General features: G+C 59.1%; 18 protein-coding genes. 12 read left to right on the top strand and 6 right to left on the bottom strand.

What is annotated here, in order from left to right; all coding sequences use genetic code 11:
* The first annotated feature begins 256 nt into the window (after positions 1 to 256).
* Together GOB85_RS02355 and GOB85_RS02350 are read left to right on the top strand one after the other, a co-directional pair.
* Positions 257 to 2,713 carry a TonB-dependent receptor gene (locus GOB85_RS02355; protein ID WP_338421624.1) on the top strand — a complete coding sequence of 819 codons (2,457 nt, stop codon included), beginning with the start codon at positions 257 to 259 and terminating at the stop codon, positions 2,711 to 2,713.
* Positions 2,714 to 2,739: 26 nt separating this feature from the next.
* Positions 2,740 to 3,927, top strand: a complete 1,188-nt coding sequence (locus GOB85_RS02350; RefSeq protein ID WP_173576046.1) for an acyltransferase family protein — start codon at positions 2,740 to 2,742, stop codon at positions 3,925 to 3,927.
* Positions 3,928 to 4,207: 280 nt separating this feature from the next.
* On the opposite strand, the gene ubiM is transcribed toward GOB85_RS02350, so the two are convergent.
* Complete coding sequence (gene ubiM / locus GOB85_RS02345) at positions 4,208 to 5,416, bottom strand: 5-demethoxyubiquinol-8 5-hydroxylase UbiM (RefSeq protein ID WP_173576047.1); 1,209 nt, start codon at positions 5,414 to 5,416, stop codon at positions 4,208 to 4,210.
* Positions 5,417 to 5,426: 10 nt separating this feature from the next.
* Positions 5,427 to 6,032 carry a nitroreductase family protein gene (locus GOB85_RS02340; protein WP_173576048.1) on the bottom strand — a complete coding sequence of 202 codons (606 nt, stop codon included), beginning with the start codon at positions 6,030 to 6,032 and terminating at the stop codon, positions 5,427 to 5,429.
* Positions 6,033 to 6,256: 224 nt separating this feature from the next.
* On the opposite strand from GOB85_RS02340, the gene atpD reads away from it, so the two are divergent.
* From atpD to GOB85_RS02295, 9 genes are read left to right on the top strand one after another with little or no spacing between them, the layout of a single operon-like run.
* Entirely contained in the window at positions 6,257 to 7,744 is a 1,488-nt protein-coding gene (atpD, locus tag GOB85_RS02335; RefSeq protein ID WP_173576049.1) for a F0F1 ATP synthase subunit beta, read from the top strand.
* Complete coding sequence (locus GOB85_RS02330; protein ID WP_173576050.1) at positions 7,741 to 8,157, top strand: F0F1 ATP synthase subunit epsilon; 417 nt, start codon at positions 7,741 to 7,743, stop codon at positions 8,155 to 8,157. The genes atpD and GOB85_RS02330 overlap by 4 nt, the downstream gene beginning before the upstream one ends.
* Complete coding sequence (locus GOB85_RS02325) at positions 8,154 to 8,444, top strand: AtpZ/AtpI family protein (RefSeq protein WP_338421625.1); 291 nt, start codon at positions 8,154 to 8,156, stop codon at positions 8,442 to 8,444. The genes GOB85_RS02330 and GOB85_RS02325 overlap by 4 nt, the downstream gene beginning before the upstream one ends.
* Complete coding sequence (locus tag GOB85_RS02320; protein ID WP_173576051.1) at positions 8,437 to 8,757, top strand: ATP synthase subunit I; 321 nt, start codon at positions 8,437 to 8,439, stop codon at positions 8,755 to 8,757. Before GOB85_RS02325 ends, GOB85_RS02320 begins: the two co-directional genes overlap by 8 nt.
* A complete protein-coding gene (locus GOB85_RS02315) occupies positions 8,754 to 9,461 on the top strand; it encodes a F0F1 ATP synthase subunit A (RefSeq protein WP_173576052.1) in 708 nt (235 codons plus the stop codon). The genes GOB85_RS02320 and GOB85_RS02315 overlap by 4 nt, the downstream gene beginning before the upstream one ends.
* Positions 9,458 to 9,703 carry a F0F1 ATP synthase subunit C gene (locus GOB85_RS02310; protein WP_173576053.1) on the top strand — a complete coding sequence of 82 codons (246 nt, stop codon included), beginning with the start codon at positions 9,458 to 9,460 and terminating at the stop codon, positions 9,701 to 9,703. Before GOB85_RS02315 ends, GOB85_RS02310 begins: the two co-directional genes overlap by 4 nt.
* A gap of 6 nt (positions 9,704 to 9,709) precedes the next feature.
* Complete coding sequence (locus tag GOB85_RS02305; RefSeq protein WP_173576054.1) at positions 9,710 to 10,444, top strand: F0F1 ATP synthase subunit B family protein; 735 nt, start codon at positions 9,710 to 9,712, stop codon at positions 10,442 to 10,444.
* Positions 10,437 to 11,972: a F0F1 ATP synthase subunit alpha gene (locus GOB85_RS02300; protein ID WP_173576055.1), complete on the top strand. Its 1,536-nt coding sequence runs from the start codon at positions 10,437 to 10,439 to the stop codon at positions 11,970 to 11,972. Before GOB85_RS02305 ends, GOB85_RS02300 begins: the two co-directional genes overlap by 8 nt.
* The gene (locus GOB85_RS02295) at positions 11,969 to 12,841 is read left to right on the top strand and encodes a F0F1 ATP synthase subunit gamma (RefSeq protein ID WP_173576056.1); all 873 of its coding nucleotides are present in this window, start codon (positions 11,969 to 11,971) and stop codon (positions 12,839 to 12,841) included. Before GOB85_RS02300 ends, GOB85_RS02295 begins: the two co-directional genes overlap by 4 nt.
* A gap of 55 nt (positions 12,842 to 12,896) precedes the next feature.
* Here the strand turns inward: GOB85_RS02295 and GOB85_RS02290 are convergent, their stop codons facing one another.
* The 3 genes from GOB85_RS02290 to GOB85_RS02280 form a co-directional block, all read right to left on the bottom strand.
* Positions 12,897 to 14,189, bottom strand: coding sequence for an MFS transporter (locus GOB85_RS02290; protein WP_408737015.1), 1,293 nt, complete (start codon positions 14,187 to 14,189; stop codon positions 12,897 to 12,899).
* A 21-nt stretch (positions 14,190 to 14,210) separates the two neighbouring features.
* Positions 14,211 to 16,007 carry an alginate export family protein gene (locus tag GOB85_RS02285; protein WP_173576057.1) on the bottom strand — a complete coding sequence of 599 codons (1,797 nt, stop codon included), beginning with the start codon at positions 16,005 to 16,007 and terminating at the stop codon, positions 14,211 to 14,213.
* A gap of 321 nt (positions 16,008 to 16,328) precedes the next feature.
* Positions 16,329 to 17,693: a dicarboxylate/amino acid:cation symporter gene (locus tag GOB85_RS02280; protein WP_173576058.1), complete on the bottom strand. Its 1,365-nt coding sequence runs from the start codon at positions 17,691 to 17,693 to the stop codon at positions 16,329 to 16,331.
* Between the two features lie 219 nt (positions 17,694 to 17,912).
* On the opposite strand from GOB85_RS02280, the gene GOB85_RS02275 reads away from it, so the two are divergent.
* A complete protein-coding gene (locus tag GOB85_RS02275) occupies positions 17,913 to 19,193 on the top strand; it encodes a DNA recombination protein RmuC (protein ID WP_173576059.1) in 1,281 nt (426 codons plus the stop codon).
* 37 nt (positions 19,194 to 19,230) lie between these two features.
* Here the strand turns inward: GOB85_RS02275 and GOB85_RS02270 are convergent, their stop codons facing one another.
* On the bottom strand, positions 19,231 to 20,172 hold the full coding sequence (locus tag GOB85_RS02270) for a DUF3034 family protein (protein WP_338421627.1): 942 nt from the start codon (positions 20,170 to 20,172) through the stop codon (positions 19,231 to 19,233).
* Positions 20,173 to 20,283: the final 111 nt, after the last annotated feature.

The raw sequence follows: 20,283 nt of genomic DNA, 5'->3' as shown, positions 1-20,283 counted from the left end.
GAGCGGCGGGGAGTTTGCAAAGGCTCCGCTGGTATTACCGGGCGTCGGTTGCGGAAGAACCGGCTGGTCTTCCGGGTCTGCGGTTGAGGTATAATTATCGTTAAATAATTTTTTTTGTACCCCCTACTTATTTTAATTGTGAAACAAAGTCGGCGCTCATACGCTCGGTTCAGAAACGAAACAACCGCGCCGTGTCGATATGAGATCGGTTCACCGGAGCGGCTGCTTTCCTGATTTTGCGTTAAGGAGAAGCGCGGTGGCCCGTCAGCCATATTTCCGTCTGTCCACAACAATATCACTGTTTTTCTCCACGATTCTCTGCACGACAGCAGCTCTGGCGCAAACGGGGGCGGCCTCTGAAAAAGAGGCCGTCCGGAAGAATTCAAAACCTCCGGTGGCCCGGAGCGCGGACGCACCGGTCAGGCGCGTGAACAGCGCGGGCGTGACGAATATGTCTGCGCTTCCTGAAGTGATTTCCGTACATGGCGGCATGTCGACGTCCAATGGCGTTACGAACACCACGCCGGGTGGTGGTCTCATGCCTCGTGAAACGGCACCTCGTTCCCAGAGTGGTGTGACCCGCGACTACATCGCCAAGCAGACGCCAACGACGTCGATCGTCAATCTGATGAACAGTCTGCCGGGTGTTGTGTCCGCCAAAGTTGATCCGCTTGGGATGACGCCAGGCGACATGATGACCATGCGTGGTATGACGCAGTCGCAGATTGGTTTTCTGTTTGAAGGGGCGCCGGAAGCTGATCCGATCAACTACGGAGTTTCGACATCGACGCTTGTGGACAGTGAGAATCTCGGGTCGCTGACGGTCTCTCAGGGGTCACCGGATATTGACGCGCCGCTCATCAACGCCGCAGGCGGGCAGATCGCGGCCTTTGAGATCAATCCGTCACACAGGATGGGCGGATATGTTGATGTCATGGGAGGAACGCACAGCGCCAACAAGGAATTCATCCGGTTTAATACGGGTGATATCGGGAATACCGGCATTCGCGGATTTGCATCGTTTTCGTATACGTCCAGTAATAACTGGCGCGGGCCGGGTAATCAGTATCGTTATCACGTCGATTCAAAATGGGTGAAAGAGTGGGGTGAGGACAGCTCGGTCAAGGCTATTTTTGCCTGGACGAGACAGTTCAATATCGGGATGCTTTCACCGACGCTGGCTCAGTGGAAGCAGTATGGTTACAGCTATAATCTGGCGGGGTCCTACACGCCGGGTGATACGACATATTATAAGCTTTCGCAGCAGAACAATAATATGGTCAACGTAATTGTGCCGATGCACTTCCGGTTGTCACGCGAACTCGAACTGAATGCGACGCCGTATTTTATCCAGCAGTTCGGGCCGTCCATGGGTGGAGAAAATATTCCGGTTTCGGGCGGATATTTTGGGAACGTTGCCTATGGAAATGGGTCATCTCAGTATGGTTCTTTGAATCTCCCATATCAGACGAACGGGAATCTTTCGACTTTGCTGAGTGATCCGTGGAATCAGAAAATCGGTTCCGTCAATGCTTCGATGAAGTGGACGCATGGGCACAACACCCTGACCTTTGGCTGGTGGTATTCCTATGCGGCTCATACTGAACGCTATCAGTTCAGTCTGCTGAACTATCAGGGCAAGGTTGTGAACGGATACGGGACGTCCCCGATCCGGTTTGCGAACGGGCAGATTCTCAGCGGAGACAATCTGAATTTCTGGCAGCAGCAGAATGCCCTGTATATTGCCGATACATTGAAGCTGCTGCACGATAAACTGGAACTCAGTGCGGGGTTCAAAGCGGCGATGGTGTCCCGTCAGGGGACAAACCTAGTGCCTGGTGCTGACCCGTGGAAGACCACGGGGAATTATTTCGAGCCGTTGCCGCAGTTTTATGCGACGTATCATATCGATCCGCATAACCAGGTTTATATCAATGGCACGACGGCGTTCCGTGCTCCGGTTTCGACCGAGGCTTATGTGCCGGATTATGACCCGAATGCCGGGCAGATCTCGGCTGTCGGAAATCTGAAGCCGGAATATACGATCGGTGAGGAAATTGGTTTCCGCCATACGGGATTCTGGAATCTGTCCGTATCAGCCTTCAATCTTAACATGACCAACCATAATATTTCCTCTTCCGGCTACATTCCGGGGAGCACGCTGGTGGTGGCGCTGCCGATCAACGCGGGTGGTCAGACATCGCGTGGTTTCCAGGCGGAATTCGGTCTTGCGCCATGGCATCACATCAGTCCGTATCTGTCCGGGCAGTATCTCCATTCCACCATGGACAACGATTTTACGGTGGGTGGCGAAGTTCTGCCGACGAAGGGCAGGATTGCTGTCAGCAGCCCGAAATTTACCGGGGCGATCGGGTTGCAGTATGATGATGGCCGGTTCTTTGGAAACTTCAATTTCCGGTATACGGATTCACAGTATTCGACGTTCATGAATGACGAGAGTATTCCGTCCTACATGACGTCCGACCTGACGCTGGGTTATCGCATGAAGTCGATCGGGCCGGCTCAGCATCCTCAGATCCAGCTGAACCTGACCAATATCGGTGACAGCCATTATCTGGCGATGGCGGCCAGCACGACGGCCAATGCCTATGATACCCTCAGCCGCAGCGGTGCTGTTGTTGCCGGGTCTTCACCGATTTACTCGATCGGGGCACCGTTTGGCGCTTATGTTTCTCTGTCGAGCGGATTTTGAGAGCGGTGTCGGTGACCGGAGTGGAAATGACGCAGGATACGCCAATCGAAATCAGGCGCTCGCGTGTTGAGTCACTGGACGTGATGCGCGGGCTGACTGTGGCGTTCATGATTCTCGTGAACGACCCGGGGGACTGGGGGCAGGTCTTTCCACCGCTTCTGCATGCGAAATGGAACGGCTTCACGCCCACCGATCTCGTTTTCCCCAGTTTCCTGTTTATCATGGGGTGCGCCGTTCCGTTTTCTCTCGGTGGCCGGATGGCGCGCGGGGAAAAACGGAGCGCTCTGTTTCTCGATATTCTCCGGCGCAGTGTGATCCTGTTCGCGCTTGGTATCAGTCTGGCGCTGTTTCCGCATTTTCATATTCATCATCTGCGGTTTTTTGGTGTTCTTGAGCGTTTTGCCGCGTGTTATCTGGTCTGTGGCACGCTTTTTCTTTACGTCAGGAATGTTTCGTCGCTCTGGCTGGTTTTTTCAGGTTTTCTCGCTGCCTACTGGGTTCTTGTCGCCTGGGTTCCGATTCCCGGAATCGGTATGCCGGGACGCGATGTTCCGTTTATGGACCCGCACAGCAATATCGTCGCGTGGTGTGACAGGGCTATTACGGACTGGACACAAAGCTGGTTAGGGATCGGTCGTCTCTATGAGCATGATCGTGATCCGGAGGGGCTGCTGAGCACGCTGCCGGCTTTTTCGACGGTGATCGCCGGTATTATTGCGGGTCTGGCTTTTCGCGAGGCGCGGGCTCGCGGTTCTGATGAGGCGATTACGCGGTGGGCCTTTTCCGGGCCGGTTCTGCTTGGCTGTGCATTGATCGCGGTGATGTTTTTTCCGCTGAACAAGAACATGTGGACGAGCAGCTTTGTGTTGCTGTGCGCTGGCATTGATACAGTGGCGTTGTTTGTTCTGTATCGCCTTGTTGATGTCAGGCGTGTTCAGGAGCGGTCGTCCTGGGCGCGTGGTATTGTGAAGTTTGGCGTTATTTTCGGATCGAATCCGATTGTGGCGTTCATGCTTTCCGAGCTTGGCTCTATTCTTTTATGGGTGCTGCACCCTGCGGACGGGATTACCACGGGTGGCTGGATTTATGAGACTTTGTTCGCACGCGGGGGGTCAACGCCGTTGACGTCGCTTCTGTTTGCGATTGCTTATGTCGGGATCTGTTTTATTCCGAGTTATGTGCTCTGGAAACGACGGATTATCGTCAAAATCTGATGGTTTTGTCGCGAGGCCGGGCTTTGCCCGGACCTGGAAGGGGTCGTGGACCCCTTCATCCCGGTATGTTTTATAAAACGGTTTGCAAAGACTCTGTTGTCATTCAGTGCTGGCTTCTTCGCGGGGCTTTGCCCTGGAACCCACCAAAGGTCACAGACCTTTGGAAACCATTTTGTTATGAATCAATCGGGGTGCAGGGGCCGTCGTGCGCAGCACGCCTTTGCGTGACGGTCCCTGCCGGGTTCGGGCAGAGCCCTGAATCACTCCGACGGGATTTGTCTTATCCCTGTGCCTGTTTCGGTCCCCGGTCCATGAGCATTGCTGTCACGGCTGATTTGAACGGCGGGAGGGCGTCCGCTACGCGTAATCCCAGTGAGCGCAGGGCGCGGAACGGGGCTGCGTCATGCGTGTAGAGGGTTGCGATTCCGTTTGTTGCCGCAAACATGGGGGCGGTTGCGGCCCGATGGTGCCGTTCGAAACGACGCAGCACTGCGGAACCGCCAAAATCCTCGCCTTGCGATAATGCGGAACTGACTTCTTTTGTCAGTGTTTCCGCGCCACGCAGTCCCAGATTGAATCCGTGTGCGGTGATCGGGTGCATGCCGACGGCGGCGTCGCCGATCAGGGCCAGTCGGGGTGCTGTGAAGCGATGCGCGTAAGCGGCTTTCAGCGGGTAGGCGTGTCGTGTGCTGACCAGCCGCATGGCTCCCAGCCGGCCACCGACACGCTCGACGATTTCGGCATTGAAGGCGTCCTGACCGGCATGCATCAGCCGGTCGATCTCATCGGCGGGAAGGGTCAGAACCAGTGAGGAGGCGCCTCCGTTGACGGGCAGCAATGCCACGGTCTGGCCTTCATCGAACCATTGCAGAGCGACATTGTGATGGGGGGCGTCATGCGCCATGCGGCAGACCATGATGACCCGCCGGAAGTCGTGAATCACCGCGCCGATTCCGGCCCGGCGGCGTGTCGGGGAAAATCGTCCGTCGGCGCCGATGGCGAGCCGGGAGCGCAGCCGGCCGCCGGCATGGCGGATGACGGCGGCGTCACCATCCTGGCGCAGTGTTTCCACAGTGACGTCTGGCAGCAGTGTGATTCCGGGGCGGGTCGCGGCTTCTGCGTAAAGCGCTCTGCGGATCATGTTGTTGGAGACGAGCCATCCCAGTGGCCCGGTCGGTGAGCCGTGAGGCTGATCGGCGTCAAAAACCAGCGGATGGTTTGCGCGGCCGGTTTCGACGCGGGCTTCGCGCAGCGGGCAAATGATGCTTTCGGGGATATGTGACCAGACGCCGAGCCGTTCCAGCAGCGCCCGGGCGTGCCAGGTCAGGGCAATTTCCCGTCCGTCGAAGGCGGCCTGGGACCAGCGGGTTTCATCGGCCCGTTCGACGACGGCGACCGACAGGCCTGCCTCATCCAGGCAGAGGGCGGCGGCGAGGCCGACCGGGCCTCCGCCGATAATCGCAACGTCGTAGTCGGACACCGTATTCATGGCAGTGAGGTTAGTCCTTATCTGCGCCGAATGACACCGGTTCGCCTGTCCACTCTGTCACATAGGGCGCGACCGGGCGCCGCTTCGAGTGATGATCCTCATCTTTCGGTGTGCCGACGAAGAAAAATCCGGCCAGACCGTGCGGGGCGGGGAAGCCCAGTTCGGCCGCGAACACCGGGTCATAGGTGATCTCGCCGGATACCCAGACGGCGCCGTAGCCTGCCGCATGCAGCGCATTGAGCAGGTTCATCCCCGCGGCGCCGACGGCGAGTTCCTGTTCGATCAGCGGAATTTTGTCTTCGGGCTTCAGATGCATGCCGAGCACGATGATCAGTGGCATGGTCGAGAAGCGGTTATAGCGTTTCTCGATCTTCTTTTCCGGGACGTCCGGATCGATCCGTTTCATGCTGGCGACGACACGTTCGGCCAGTGTCACGCGGGCTTCGCCGTGGACCAGCACCAGCCGCCAGGGGCGCAGCTTGCCGTGGTCGGGCGCGCGCATGACGGCGGAGAGGATGGTCTCCAGCTCATCGCCTTTCGGGGCAGGACTGGTCAGATCGTCTGTGGAGGAACGGGAAAGAAGGCTGTCCAGGGCAATTTTTTCGTGCTTCTTCATGGGTTCGGTCTCCTGTGACGGCGGGAATGCGCCGCACCATGACGCAACTGCGGTGCAAAAGCCAATGTCCGGGCTGAATACCACGCAGGAATGAAGATGTCGGGAGTGGGCCGGGCATCATGTTTTTTTGTGAAAACCGCAGCATTGTGATCTGGATCACTTACTCATCCGTCTGAAAGTTGCCATCAGCATGGCATGCATTTCGCAGGCCGGAGGGAGGCAACATGGTCGCCGCAGGCGTTATAGCTGGTACGCAGGCAGTCCCCGTGCCCGACGGCGAAATTATCGCCGTGCGGGAGGCTGTCGTTGATGTCCGTTTCCCTGCCGGGCGCCTCCCGGAGATCAGCTCAGCGCTGATTGTGGGGCGGGATAACGCCGAGCCCCTCATTCTTGAGGTCCATAGCCATCCCGATCCGCGGACTGTTCGCACCGTTGCGCTGTCCTCGACATCCGGTCTTGCCCGGCACACGTCCGTTCGTGCTACCGGCGCGTCGGTCTGTGTTCCCGTGGGAGACGCTGTCGTGGGTCGTCTTCTCGACGTGACCGGTATTCCCCGCGACAACGGCCCGGCTCTGCCGCCTGAGACCCCGCGCCGGGACATTCATCATCCTCCGCCGGCGATGAGTGTGGAGACGGGAAGCACGGCTCTCTTTGAAACGGGCGTCAAGGTGCTTGATCTGCTGACGCCGATGTCTCATGGCGGTAAGGCCGCCATGTTCGGTGGCGCGGGTGTGGGGAAAACCGTGCTGATCATGGAACTCATCCATGCGATGGCGGCGAAATATCATGGTCTGTCCATCTTCGCCGGGGTCGGCGAACGCACCCGCGAGGGGCATGAAATGCTGACCGACATGCGCGGTTCGGGCGTGATCGATCACACTGTTCTTGTCTACGGGCAGATGAATGAGCCGCCCGGCGCGCGCTGGCGTGTGCCGATGACCGCTCTGACCATGGCTGAATATTTCCGCGACACACAGCATCGTAATGTTCTGCTGCTGATGGATAACATTTACCGTTTTGTGCAGGCGGGCAGCGAACTTTCCAGTCTGCTGGGGCGTCTCCCTTCCCGTGTGGGATACCAGCCGACCCTGGCCACTGAAGTGGGAGAAGTGGAGGAGCGCATTGCCTCCGTCGCGGGGACCGCTGTCACGGCGATCCAGACAGTTTATGTTCCTGCCGATGATTTCACGGACCCGGCTGTCACCACCATTGCCACTCATATGGACAGCCAGATCGTGCTCTCCCGCCAGCTTGCCGCTCAGGGATTCTATCCCGCCATTGACCCGCTGGCCTCGTCTTCCGTGCTGCTTGATCCGCTGGTTGTTGGCGAGGAACATTGCGACATCGCCGGACAGGTGCGTGAGGCGCTCGCCCGGCTGAAATCGCTTCAGGATGTTATCGCTCTGCTGGGCGTGGAGGAGCTTGGAACCGAGGATCGCCGGATTGTCATCCGTGCCCGTCGTCTCCAGCGCTTTCTCAGTCAGCCTTTCTCCGTGACGCAGAAATTCACCGGGCAGCCGGGGCGCAGCGTGAGCCGCGCCGATACTCTTGCCGGGTGTCGTGCGATTCTCGCGGGCGAAACCGATGACTGGGCGGAAAGTTCACTTTACATGGTCGGCAACCTGGAAGATGCCCGTCAGAAAGAGCAGACCGCCCGTCAGGCGGGTGCCTCTCACAGGAGTGCGTCGGAAAAAGGGAAGGGGACGTCATGAAGTTACGGATTATTACCCCTCTCAGCGTCCCGGTTGAGGAAGTCGGAATCGTGTCTGTGCGGGCGGAAGATGAGAGCGGCGGGTTTGGCATTCTCCAGGGGGCGGCCGATCTGCTGACCAGCCTTGTTCCCACCGTTGTTTCCTGGAAGCGGCAGGACGGCACGCAGCATTACTGCGCCGTGCGTCATGGTGAGCTGACGGTGAGCAACCGGGGTGACAAGGTGGACATTGCCACCCGCGAGGCTGTTCCGGGCGCTGATCTCGCGACGCTCGGCACGCTTGTTCAGGAGCATTTCCGCGAAAAGGAAGATCTCGGCAAAAACGCCAATGTGGCATCCGTCGGTCTTCAGCTTGCCGCGATCCGGCTGATCGCCGGTCGTCTGCGGCCGGATGGGCATGGGATGGTTCAGTGACACGCTCCCCGTCTCCTGGCGATGAGATGGATGCCGCGATCCGTGCGCAGGTTGCACGTCAGCGGCTCGCCCGGACTGACACCGATGTCGGTGTCACTCAGCATCTTGCCCGTATCGGCGTTCTTGGCTGGACGATCGTGAGCCCGCCGCTTGCCGGTCTCATTACGGGTCGCTGGCTTGATCATCGCGCCGGATCGGGCGTGACTTTTTCCGCTGCGCTGCTTCTTGCGGGGTTTGTCGCGGGTGGTCTCAGCGCATGGAAATGGATGAATCACCCACATGCCTGACATATCCGTTTTTTCCGCTATTCTCTGGTTTGTCGCAGGCCTTGCCGCCGGAGCGGCTCATGTTGTCGCCCTCTGGCCCAATGTGCAGTGGTTCATGATGCCAGGCCGGCGGGCCGCTGCCGTGGCGGTTATGGTCGTTCGTCTTCTTGTTCTGGCGGCCGTGCTTTTTCTCGCGGCCCGCAACGGCACCGCGTCGCTTCTGTTCGCGGCGTTCGGCGTCATCCTTGCCCGGCCTGTCGCGCTCCGCCTGATGCGCCGTTATACCGGCGCGGCACCGTTGGCGGCTATCAGGGAAGAGAACGCCCGGTCATGAATTCACCTCTGTCCACGCCGGCGCTTTTCCATATCGGGCCTGTCCCGGTCACCGGGCCGGTTGTCACTACATGGGGTCTTATGGCCGTGCTGACGCTCGGGGCGGTGCTGGTCCGCCGCCGTCTGACACCTGGCGCACCGGGCCGGCTCCAGGCATTTCTCGAACTGCTGCTGACGGCACTCGACAGCCAGATCAGCGAAACCATGCGGACCGATCCCGCGCCCTATCGCGCTTTCATTGGGACGCTCTTTATTTTTATCCTTGTTGCCAACTGGACGGCGCTTGTTCCTGGTCTGCATGCCCCGACAGCGGCTCTTGCCACGGATGCGGCTCTGGCCGGTCTCGTATTTGTCGCGATTATCGTCTTTGGCATCCGTTCCGGCGGTCCTGGCGGTTATCTTCGCACCTTTCTGTGGCCGGGCATTGTCATGGTTCCCCTCAACCTGATCGGGACGGTGACCCGAACCTTTTCCCTGATGGTCCGTCTTTTTGGAAACATCATGGCCGGGGCATTTATTGTCGGGATCGTCGTCTCACTGGCCGGGCTTCTGGTGCCTGTTCCGCTCATGGCGCTGGATATGCTTACGGGCGCGGTTCAGGCCTATATCTTTGCCGTGCTGGCGATGGTCTTCATCGCGGGCGCGCTGACCCGGCCGAAAGTGTCTCCGTCTTCTTCTGCTGACAAAACAGGATCTCCTTCATGAACTGGCTCGCTTTTGCAAGCATCGTTTCAGCGGCTTTTGCCGTGTCGTGCGGCGCCATTGGTCCGGCTCTTGCCGAAGGCCGCGCTGTTGCCGCCGCCATGGACGCCATTGCCCGTCAGCCGGAAGCTGCCGGCACGATTTCGCGTACCCTCTTTGTGGGGCTGGCGATGATTGAAACGATGGCTATTTACTGTCTTGTCATCGCGTTGCTGCTTCTCTTCGCCAACCCGCTGCTGAAATAATATCCTGTGCAGATCGACTGGTGGACCATTGGCCTTCAGGCCATCAATGTCAGCATCCTTATCTGGTTGCTTGCCCGCTTCTTCTGGAAGCCACTCGCCGCCATCATCGCGGAACGGCAGAAAAACGTTGATACGCGTCTTGATGCTCTGACCGGTCAGGAAAAACAGGTGGCGGCTGAGCGCGCTTCTCTGACAGAGGCCCGCAACACGATCGCGGAGGAAAAAGCCCGTGTGCTGGCTGAGGCGGCGCAGCAGGCGCAGGCTGATCGCGCTGCGATTCTGGCCCGTGCGCAGCAGGATGCCGCCGCGCTTGGAGACGCCAGCAGGCAGGCGATTGCCCGCGAGGAGGCTGAAAGCCGCGCTGTCTGGCGGCAGCAGGCGGCGGTGCTGGCTGTTGATATTGCGGGCCGGCTTCTGACTGTTACCGGTGCGCCTGCCGCTGCGCGTGGTGTTTTGTTCTCCGGTCTTCTGAAAGCGGTCGCGGCGTTGCCTGAGCGGGAGCGACACACGCTGGGAGCCGGTTTCAGTATTGCGACAGCAGCGCCTCTCTCCGATGCTGAGCGCGAGAGTTGCGAAACGGCCCTTGTCACCGCCCTTGGCGCACATCCTGCCGTGACCTGGATCACCGATCCGGCTCTGATTGAAGGTTTTGCCATTCGCACGCCTCATCTGACCGTCGGTTCGAACTGGCAGGCCGATCTGGACCGTATCAGGGACACTCTGAGTCATGCCGATGTCTGATTCCGCTGCCGATCCGGCTGCTGGCTGGCTTGCTGCCGCCCGTTCCCGTCTGGATGATATTCCGGCTGGTCCGCAGACTGAGCGCGTCGGGCGTGTGGAGGATATCGGCGACGGCGTTGCGCTTATCTCGGGCCTTCCGGACGTGAAGCTTGACGAGCTTCTCTCTTTTGGAAACGGGCGTTATGGTTTTACGCACAGTCTGGAAGAAAACCGTATTGCCTGTGTCCTGCTTGATGATGATGGCAGCATAGAAGCCGGTGCGCCTGTCTTCGGGACGTCTGAGGTTGTCAGTGTTCCTGTCGGGCCGGGGCTGCTTGGCCGAGTTGTGGACCCGCTTGGCCGGCCTCTGGATGACAAAGGCCCGGTGATGGCGGAAACCCGTTTTCCCATTGAACGTGCGGCGCCCGCCATCATTGACCGCGATCTTGTCGTTCATCCTGTTCAGACCGGCACACTTGTCATTGACACGCTTTTTCCGATCGGACGTGGGCAGCGGGAGCTGATTGTCGGGGACCGCGCCACCGGCAAAACCACTGTCGCTGTCGATACCATTCTGGCGCAGACATCCTCTGACATGATCTGCGTTTATGTTGCGGTGGATCAGAAAACCTCCAGTGTACAGCGCGTCATTGACACCATACGGCAACGCGGGAATCCTGAACGCTGCATCATTGTTGTTGCGCGCCCTGCTGAAGCGCCCGGACTGCGCTGGGTTGCGCCGTTCGCGGCCTTCAGTATGGCGGAGTATTTCCGTGACAAGGGGCAGCATGCGCTCATCGTGATCGATGACCTGTCGAAACATGCTGCCGTACACAGAGAGGTTTCTCTCCTTACCGGTCGGGCTCCGGGGCGCGAGGCTTATCCGGGCGATATTTTTTATGTCCATGCCCGCCTGCTCGAACGGGCCGCGAAGCTCTCGCCCGAAAAGGGATCAGGCTCGCTTACGGCGCTTCCTGTCGCTGAAACGGAAGCTGGTAATCTCAGCGCCTATATTCCCACTAATCTTATTTCCATTACTGATGGCCAGATTGTTCTTGACCGGACACTCTTCGATCAGGGCCAGAAGCCTGCGGTTGATGTCGGTGTCAGTGTCAGCCGTGTTGGCGGCGCGACGCAGGCGCCGGCTCTGCGTGAGGCTACCGGCAGCCTGCGTCTCGACTATGCCCAGTTCACCGAACTCGAATCGTTTACCCGCTTCGGTGGCCTTCCTGATGCTCATGTGCGGCAGCAGCTTATACGGGGGGCGCGTATTCGCGCCGTGCTCCGCCAGCCACCCCATGCGCCGCTTGATCTCGTGCAGGAAGTTGCTCTCGTTACCGCTGCCCAGAACGGTCTTTTCGATACTCTGCCGGTTTCGCTGATCCGGACCCTGCGGGAAAACCTGGGTGCCCTTCTTCGTGAAACCGCACCGGAGCTTGCTGTGGCGATCAGCTCAGGCGTTGCTCTGCCGGACGAGCAGAAGGCCGCTTTGCTGGACGTGCTGAAAGCCGGCATTGCCGCGCAGGCGTCGGCTCCCGTGTCGCTATGACGGAGCGTCTTCAGGACGTTACCGCCCGCATTGACAATACCAGGCAGCTTGGCGGCATCGTCAATTCCATGCGGGCTCTTGCTGCTGTCCGCGTGCAGCAGGCCCGCAAGGCTCTTCCTGCTGTGGAGGCTTATTCCGATACTGTCCGTCAGGCGCTTCTTCGTGTCATTGCTTTGCAGCCGGACACGGAACGGAGCCCGGACGGGAACGGTCAGGGTAAAGCGGGACTTATTCTTTTCTGCGCCGAGCAGGGGTTTGCCGGTCTCTTTAGCGAACACATGCTCGATGCTGTGCAGGACAGTGAAAAAGGCGGTATTTTCCTTATTGGTACACGCGGCGCCGCCATTGCCCGTTCGCGTGAGGTCTCTCCCGTGTGGACAGCAGCCGCCGCCCAGCATCCTGCCGCTATTCCGGATCTTGCCGCCACGATTGCAAACGAAATCTGCAGGAAGGTTCTTGCGGGCGAGCTTTCAACGGTCGCGACCGTCTTCTGCCACTGGCATCCTGGTCAGGGTGCGGTCATCGTCAGGGAAATGCTGTTTCCGCTTGACCCCGCCCTTCTGAAAGCCGCGTCTGCCGGACCGCCGCCGCTTCTCAATCTGCCGCCGGAGAAGCTGATGACCGATCTGACAGCGGATTATCTGTTCTCCCGGCTGTGTCAGGCTGCTCTCCATAGTTTCGCGGCTGAAAATGAAGCACGCAGTGAGCGCATGACCGCTGCTCATCAGGAAATCGAGCGACGGCTTCAGGATCTTGAACAGCGTCGTCGGATGGTCCGTCAGGACGACATCACGTCGGAAATCATCGAACTCGTTTCCGGTCCGACTCTTGCGCGTCTGAAACGGTTTTCCGGCGGGGCCGGCGAGTGAGCCGACGGTCGGGTCACTTACAGAACCGGCCTGACTGAGGGCTGTGGAGGGCTCTTCAGGGCTCTTCCGGCAATGTTGCGCCATGGGCGGGAAGCGTCAGTGCCGTGAGCAGGGTGCACAGTGCACAGGCTGAGACATACCATGCGAACCAGCCTTCATGTCCGGCCTGGCGGCACCAGAGCGCCACGTATTCCGCTGTGCCGCCGAACACCGAGACTGTTACCGCATAGGGGAAGGCCACACCGAGTGCGCGGATGCGTGTTGGGAAGAGTTCGGCCTTCACGACGGCATTGATCGAGGTGTAGCCGGAGGCCATCATCAGCGCGAGGGTGATCAGGCTGAAGGCGCCGAAGGCGGATTGCGTGCCTGAGAGGACGCTCATCAGAGGGACCGTACCCAGGGTGCCGAGGATGCCGAAGGCGATCAGCATCGGTTTGCGTCCGATACGGTCTGACAATGCGCCGAAAAGAGGTTGCGCGACGGCGAAGACGGCCAGTGAGGCAGCCGAGATCAGCGTGGCCTGTTCCTTGTCGAAACCCAGTGAATTGGCGAGGAATTTCTGCATGTAGATCGTGTAGGTGTAGAACGCGACTGTTCCGCCGACCGTGAGGCCGACAACGGTCAGCACGGCTCTGCGATGGCGCAGCATCACATGCAGGCCGCCTTCGCTTTTCTGGCTGGCGGTCTTTTTGAATGAGCTGCTTTCTTCCATGTTGCGCCGGAGCCAGAAGATCAGCACTGCCCCGGCTGCGCCGAGCAGGAACGGGATACGCCAGCCCCAGGCGGTGATTTGCGCGGGTGTGAGGAAGACGAACTGCATAAGGAGCAGCACGGCCATGGCGGCGAGCTGTCCCATGACGAGGGTGACGTAAAGGAAGCCGGACCAGAAGCCACGGTCTTCGGGGCGGGAGACTTCTGCGATGTAGGTTGCGGAGGCGCCGTATTCGCCGCCGAGGCTGAGGCCCTGGACGAGGCGGGCGAGGACCAGGATGACGGGGGCGGCGATGCCGATCTGTTCGTATCCGGGGCAGGCGGCGATGGCGAGGGAGCCGGCACACATGGCTCCGACGGAGAGGGTGAGAGCTTTTTTGCGTCCGTAACGATCGGCAACGAGGCCCATGAGCCATCCGCCGACGGGGCGCATGAGGAAGCCCACGGCGAAGACGGCGGCGGACTGGAGGAGTTCCGCTGTCGGATCACCGTGGGGGAAGAAGGCGTGGGCGAAGTAGAGAGCGAAGGCGGAGTAGACGTACCAGTCGAAATATTCGAGGAGATTTCCGGCTGAGCCCGCAAAGATTCCGCGTATGCGCTCGAAGTTTGTCAGGTCGGCCGGAGGTCTCTGTGTCATATAGTCCGTAGTGAAAAAGGTTCAGAACGTCAGTTCGAGGTTGCTCTGCACATAGGCGCCCGATTGCGCCCCGGTCTGGATTAATGCTTTTGACGCGAAAATATACTCGCCGTCGATACTGAGAGTGATGTGACGCGTTGCGCGCCAGGTGAAACTGGCCTGCGGGATTGTTCCCACGTAACCTCCGTGCGGACGGAAGGCATAGGCGGCAAGCGGGTTCTGATAGATCGCGTCATTGACGCTGTTACGCCACATTACGGGCACCTTGAGCAGCAGGGTGGTATTTTTTGTGGGCGCCAGTGTTGCGATCGGCCCGACATCGATCACGTTCTGGTTGCCGAAATATGTGCTCATATCGAGATAATAGGCGCTGGGCACGAACGGGGTGAGAAAGCCACCCCATGAACTGGTCTGACTTTTGTTGTAGTTGCCGCCGGAGATGTCGTCGGCCTGGAGGCCGATGGCGGGGCGTCCCCACAGTTTTGCCAGACGATAGGAAATCTGTGCGTTGAACGAATAGGCGCTGACGGACCGTGACGGACCGTTATTTGCGGCATTGAACGACCCGCCCTGCCACATTGCGCCCAGGGAGAACTCGATCGGGCCGGTATTGCCCCAGACGCGTATGCCCGGCGTGTCACGATGCGTGGACCCGGCGATTGTGCCTTTCACGCCGGCGATCGGCGCGCTTGCCAGCAGATAGCCGTAATAGAACGTATCGACGAACACCTGGCTCTTTACGCCCATGAATTTGAAGGAGGGAATGGCATAGGAGGTGTAGGCGCCGAACCAGCGCGTACGGTAACCGACCTGGTTATGAAATGGTACGTTGTGGATGTCCCAGTTCGTCAGAGTCAGATCGAACAGATCGACGCGAAAATTCTTCCAGAAAGAGTATGTTCTGATACCGTTCCATGAATAAGGAATTGTCGGGTAGACGCTGCCGGCGGTGATATAGGGCGGTGCATCCAGGAAGGTCATGCGGCCGACCATGGCGCCCATTGTGGCGCCGAGCAGATGTCCGCGCACTTCGACGAAAGCCTGTTGTGCGTCCAGCTTGTTACGCCACCGGCCGTTGTTGTAACCGTAGTAGTTGATGCCGCCGGCCTGTCCGCTCATCAGTTCGCCGTAGAGCCGGACGTGCTGGCCAAGGTGCAGGTCGGCGCCTGTATTCCAGCGCAGGTTGGAGCGATAGGACGGGCTTTTGCTTGCGGTGCCCATGATGGGTTTTTCGTCATAGAAACCGTGATGGCGGAAGTTGCCGCTCAGGGTGAGGTAAATGGAACCGCTTTCGTTCAGCGGGATATATTTGAGCGGATCAAGAAAATCGATCCGGTTTTTCTTGTCTCGCAGGTTGGACCAGTCTTCGGCCCAGCGTGAGACGGCGTAGTAACCGACCGTGCCGAAACCGGAGGCAGCGCCCGTGTTGGAGTTGAAGATCCCCCAGGGCCCCTGATGCAGCAGGGCAGCAGGCTGCGGTGGCAGTTCCAGCGCCTGTGGAATGGCGTAATTTTCCGGACGGGATTCGAGGGGCGGCAGCAGTGAGGTTCCTGTAAACTTCTGCTTTTGTGTGAGAGCCGGGGTCTGGGTGACGGGGGTTTGCCCGGCCTGCGGTTGAGCCACTGTGTGCGCCTGGTTCCGGTGGATGTCCGGAATCTGTGTGTGACTGTTGATCTGGGCATTGGGAGCTGTCTCAGCGCTGGCCGGACCGGTCATCGCCAGAGCAAGGCTTCCAAGAACCGTTGATGAGACCAGACGAACCGTGACACGGCTCCGGTAACGTGTCCCGGCGACCGGGAAAGCAGACGATCTGTTCATGGTGCAGGCTTCATTCTTTCTTATTTTTTTGAGCTGCTGCCCGCCATCGATTTATTCGATTGACGTATATCAGATAAACTATATGTTGCATTTTGTGCCACGATTCGTCACATCGCAATATCGTGTGTCTTTATTCAGCCTCCTTATGTGTGACTGATTGGCAACATTCTGTCAGAATGGTCGGGGCGGACGACCCGCCGGGGCAGGTATCATCGTTCCGGTCAGATAAACGCGTCTGACCGGGCAGAGATGCCGTGGTTTGTAAAAAAAAGACTCGTCGCTCAGAACGCGGTTCTGCATGGTTCGGAACCGGGCGCCGGATCAGTGAAAATGGTGTTCGCCAGGTGTCGGGGCGGCGTCTTCTTCTGCCAGTAAGTCGCCAGCTTCCTGCGGTGGAAGACGGCCTGCCAGCGCGTCATTCAGGCGTGCCATGTCGAGTTGTCCTTCCCAGCGCGCAACGACAATTGTTGCCACGGCATTACCGATAATGTTGGTCAGGGAACGGCATTCGGACATGAATTTGTCCACGCCCAGAATGAGCGCCATGCCTGAAACAGGAATGCCGGGCACAACTGAAAGCGTTGCCGCGAGTGTTACGAAGCCTGCACCCGTCACGCCGGCTGCGCCTTTGGAACTGACCATTGCGACCAGGAGGAGGGCGGTCTGTTCGCCAAAACTCAGATGTACGTTTGTTGCCTGCGCGACAAAGAGGGCGGCGATGGTCATGTAGATGTTTGTGCCGTCCAGATTGAACGAATAGCCCATTGGCACGACGAGCCCGACAATTGGTCGTGCGCAGCCGGCGTTTTCCAGCTTTGACATCAGTGTTGGCAGGGCGGATTCCGAGGAGCTTGTGCCGAGCACGATCAGCAGTTCCTCGCGCAGGTAACGCAGCAGGCGGAAGATGGAAAACCCCATCGCGCGTGTGACGAGGCCGAGGATGCCGACAATAAAAAGGATCGATGTCAGGTAGAACGTTCCGACCAGCCAGATCAGGCTGGTGACGGAGCTGATACCGAAGCGACCGATGGTGAACGCCATGGCGCCGAAAGCGCCGATGGGGGCGGCGAGCATGACGATACGGACAACGCCGAAGACGAGTTCGGTCAGTTGCCGGAAGAACGCCAGGATGGGTTCGCCGCGCGGCCCCATCTGCGAGAGGCTGATGCCGAAGACGATGGCGACGAACAGGACCTGAAGGATCTCACCCGAAGTAAAGGCGCTTGCTGTCGTGTTGGGGATGATCTGCAGCAGGAAGTCCGAGAAGGTGTGATCCTTCGCTTTCTGGACATAACTGCTGACGGAGGCGGCATCGAGTGAGTGGACGTCGACATTCATTCCGCCGCCGGGGCGCACGACGTTCGCCACGATCATGCCGACAATCAGAGCGAGCGTAGAGAAGAAGAGGAAGTAGAGCATGGCTTTGCCGCCGATGCGGCCGGCCTTGCCCAGATTGCCCATGCCGGCGATGCCGGTGGAGACGGTCAGGAAGATGACGGGGGCGATGACCATCTTGACGAGTTTGATGAATCCGTCGCCCAGAGGACGCATGGCCGCGCCAAGATTCGGTGCGAAATGACCGATGAGGATGCCGAGAGTCACGGCAACAACAACCTGGAGATAGAGGCTTTTCCAGAGTTTCTGCCTGGGGGTGGGTGTTGTGATGGTGCCGTGCATAGCTCTCATTACCGATCGGCGCCTTGTGGCGTTCTGTTGTTTCTGATTGTCGGCGGGGTGTGCTGCTCGCTTTACCGGTCGATAGCATCCTGGCAGGCTGATGCCAATTCACGTGCGTAACTATTGGCGACGGGATGAGGGGCGCTGTCAGCGCGGGATTGCGGAACGGGCTCTGAATTTATCCTGCCCCTGTGACAAAGGCCGGAAATATCGGAAGATGCCATTGTCATGATATCCCATCCTTCCGGTCTGCCGGTATTCCTTCTTCTGGCTGTTGCCACCCTGCTCGCCATCTCTGGCATCGCAGCTTTTCTGCGCAGCCGTAAGCCTGTGACGGGTGTGGCGGACTCAGATCTGCTTGCGCGGCTCTATGTGATGGTCGAGCGGGAGGCGGGACTGCGTCATGCTGAAACCGAGCAGCAGCGCTTGCGGCTGACGGAAACAGAGCGGGCTCTTCTTGCCCGCGTCGAACAGATGCGCGCTGAACTCGGGGAGCGGCTCGCCCATCTCGCGGGGGGCATCGGGCGTGAACAGGCGGAGGCCCGTGCTGCCCAGTCGGAGGCCATGCGCACGATGGCCGAAGCCAGTGCCCAGCAGCTTGCCTCCATTCGGGGTGCTGTTACGGAACAGCTCCATGCCGCGGTTGAAAAGCAGATGCAGACCTCTTTCCAGCGTGTGCTGGAACAGTTTTCGGCGATGCAGAAGGCCATGGGGGAGGTTTCCGCGATGACGGCGCAGATTGGTGATCTCAAGCGGCTTTTCGGGAATGTTAAAACCCGTGGCGGGTGGGGAGAGGCGCAGCTTCGCACGATCCTTGAGGATGTGTTGCCGCCTGGCACCTATGAGACGAACCGCAGGCTGGGGCAGGGGCGGGAGGTTGTGGAGTTTGCTGTGAAAATGCCGGTTCGCTGCACGGTGCCGCCTGTGCTGGCGATTGACAGCAAATTCCCCACTGAAGCCTATGAGCGACTGCTGGACGCCTGTGCGCAGAACGACCGGGATGGGGAGCGCAATGCCCGCAAGGCGCTTGATAACGCGTTGCGTTTTGAGGCCCGGAAAATAGCCTCGAAATATATCGTTCCGCCTGAAACGGTGGAGTTTGCGGTGCTCTATCTGCCCACGGACGGCCTGTATGCTGAAATCGCCCGTAGTCCCGGCCTGATTGACGAAATCGGGCGCACCTGTCGTGTGCTGATCATGGGGCCATCGCTTATGCCGGCTCTGCTGCGCACCATTCATCTTGGTTATGTCACGCTGTCTCTTGAAGAGCGGACGGACACCATTGCGCGGCTTCTGGGCGCCACACGTCAGGAAATGCTGAAAATGGATGGTGTGCTCGAAAAACTCTCACGCAATGCTTCGGCGATGTCTTCCTCTATTGAAGATGCCCGTCGGCGGACCCGCAGTGTTGCGCGGCAGCTTCGGGAACTGGACGCGGATGATCCGGAGCCGTCTGAGGTGCTGACCCGGTCTTCCGGAATGCCGGCTTCTCCGCTGGATGTTACATGACGGGGGCTGGCCGGGGGGTGTGTCAGAAGCCGGTCTGTCAAAATCCGGTCTGGGCCGAAAAATACACGCCGGTCTGATTGCGGAATGTTGCGATCGTTCCCAGTGAGACGTAGGCCGCTGTGATGTTCAGGTGTTTGTTCACGAAGTAGCTGGCATAGACGTCAAACCAGTTGCTTTCCGGCGTGAAATTCTGGTTGCGCGGTTTGGTCCGGTATTCGACACCGACGACGAGGCCCGGAATGAAAGACGGCAGATAACCGAGCGACCCTTCGAATTGCGGATGGTAACTGTCGTTGCGGTCGCCGCCGAAGCCGAGGATGCCCCACTGATTGCCTTTTGTGAGGCGCATCGTTGTGTTGATGAGGAGTCCGATCGACGGATAGAGTTTCGTCGCCGCGAAATAGACATCGGCGCCATCGGTCGATTTTGCGCCGACTTCATGAATGACCTTGTTGTCACCGTCATGCTTGTACATCGCACCGATTGCGAACTGCGGGATCAGTGTTTTGTCGGCAAGGTGTCCGAACAGACGGACCTTGATGCCGCCTGTATCGAGATCAAACTGGTATCCTTTGCCGATCCCGAGCAGTGCTCCGGTGCCGCGGGTCTGGAAGAAGTTATGTGAGTAGGACAGTTCGACGCGGTCATAGAGCCCGAGGATCGCGCCGGCGTTCTGGTCCCAGTAATTCGTAACGTTGACGTAGCTGTAATGAAAAGCCATGCCGACACCCTTTTTGCTGCCGTAGCCGCCGATGGTGGCCCAGCTGGCGATGCCGCCGCCGCTTGATCCTTCGAGCGAGCTGAGGCCGCTGGTTCCGAGCGCCCGTTCGCCGTCAAAGATCGAGTTGGGGCCGGTGAGAGAGACGTCGCCGCCGGCTGCATGACCGGGGCTGCTGTATAAAACGCCGCAGGCCAGGGCCAGACTGGCCAGAGTCAGACCGGCGAGAGAGCGCTCCTGATGCCGGAAAACGGACTTCACGGGAGCGGTCTGGGCGGACTTTACAACGCGGGACGTCACTTTTTTGACCTTTCAGGTGTTGCGGGATCGGAACGTGCTCGCAACATTGTGCTTTATCTATATTTCTGTGGA

It is taken from the genome of Acetobacter fallax (assembly GCF_011516735.1).
Taxonomy (GTDB): Bacteria; Pseudomonadota; Alphaproteobacteria; order Acetobacterales; family Acetobacteraceae; genus Acetobacter; species Acetobacter fallax.
This window is presented reverse-complemented; position numbering and strand designations above follow the sequence as displayed.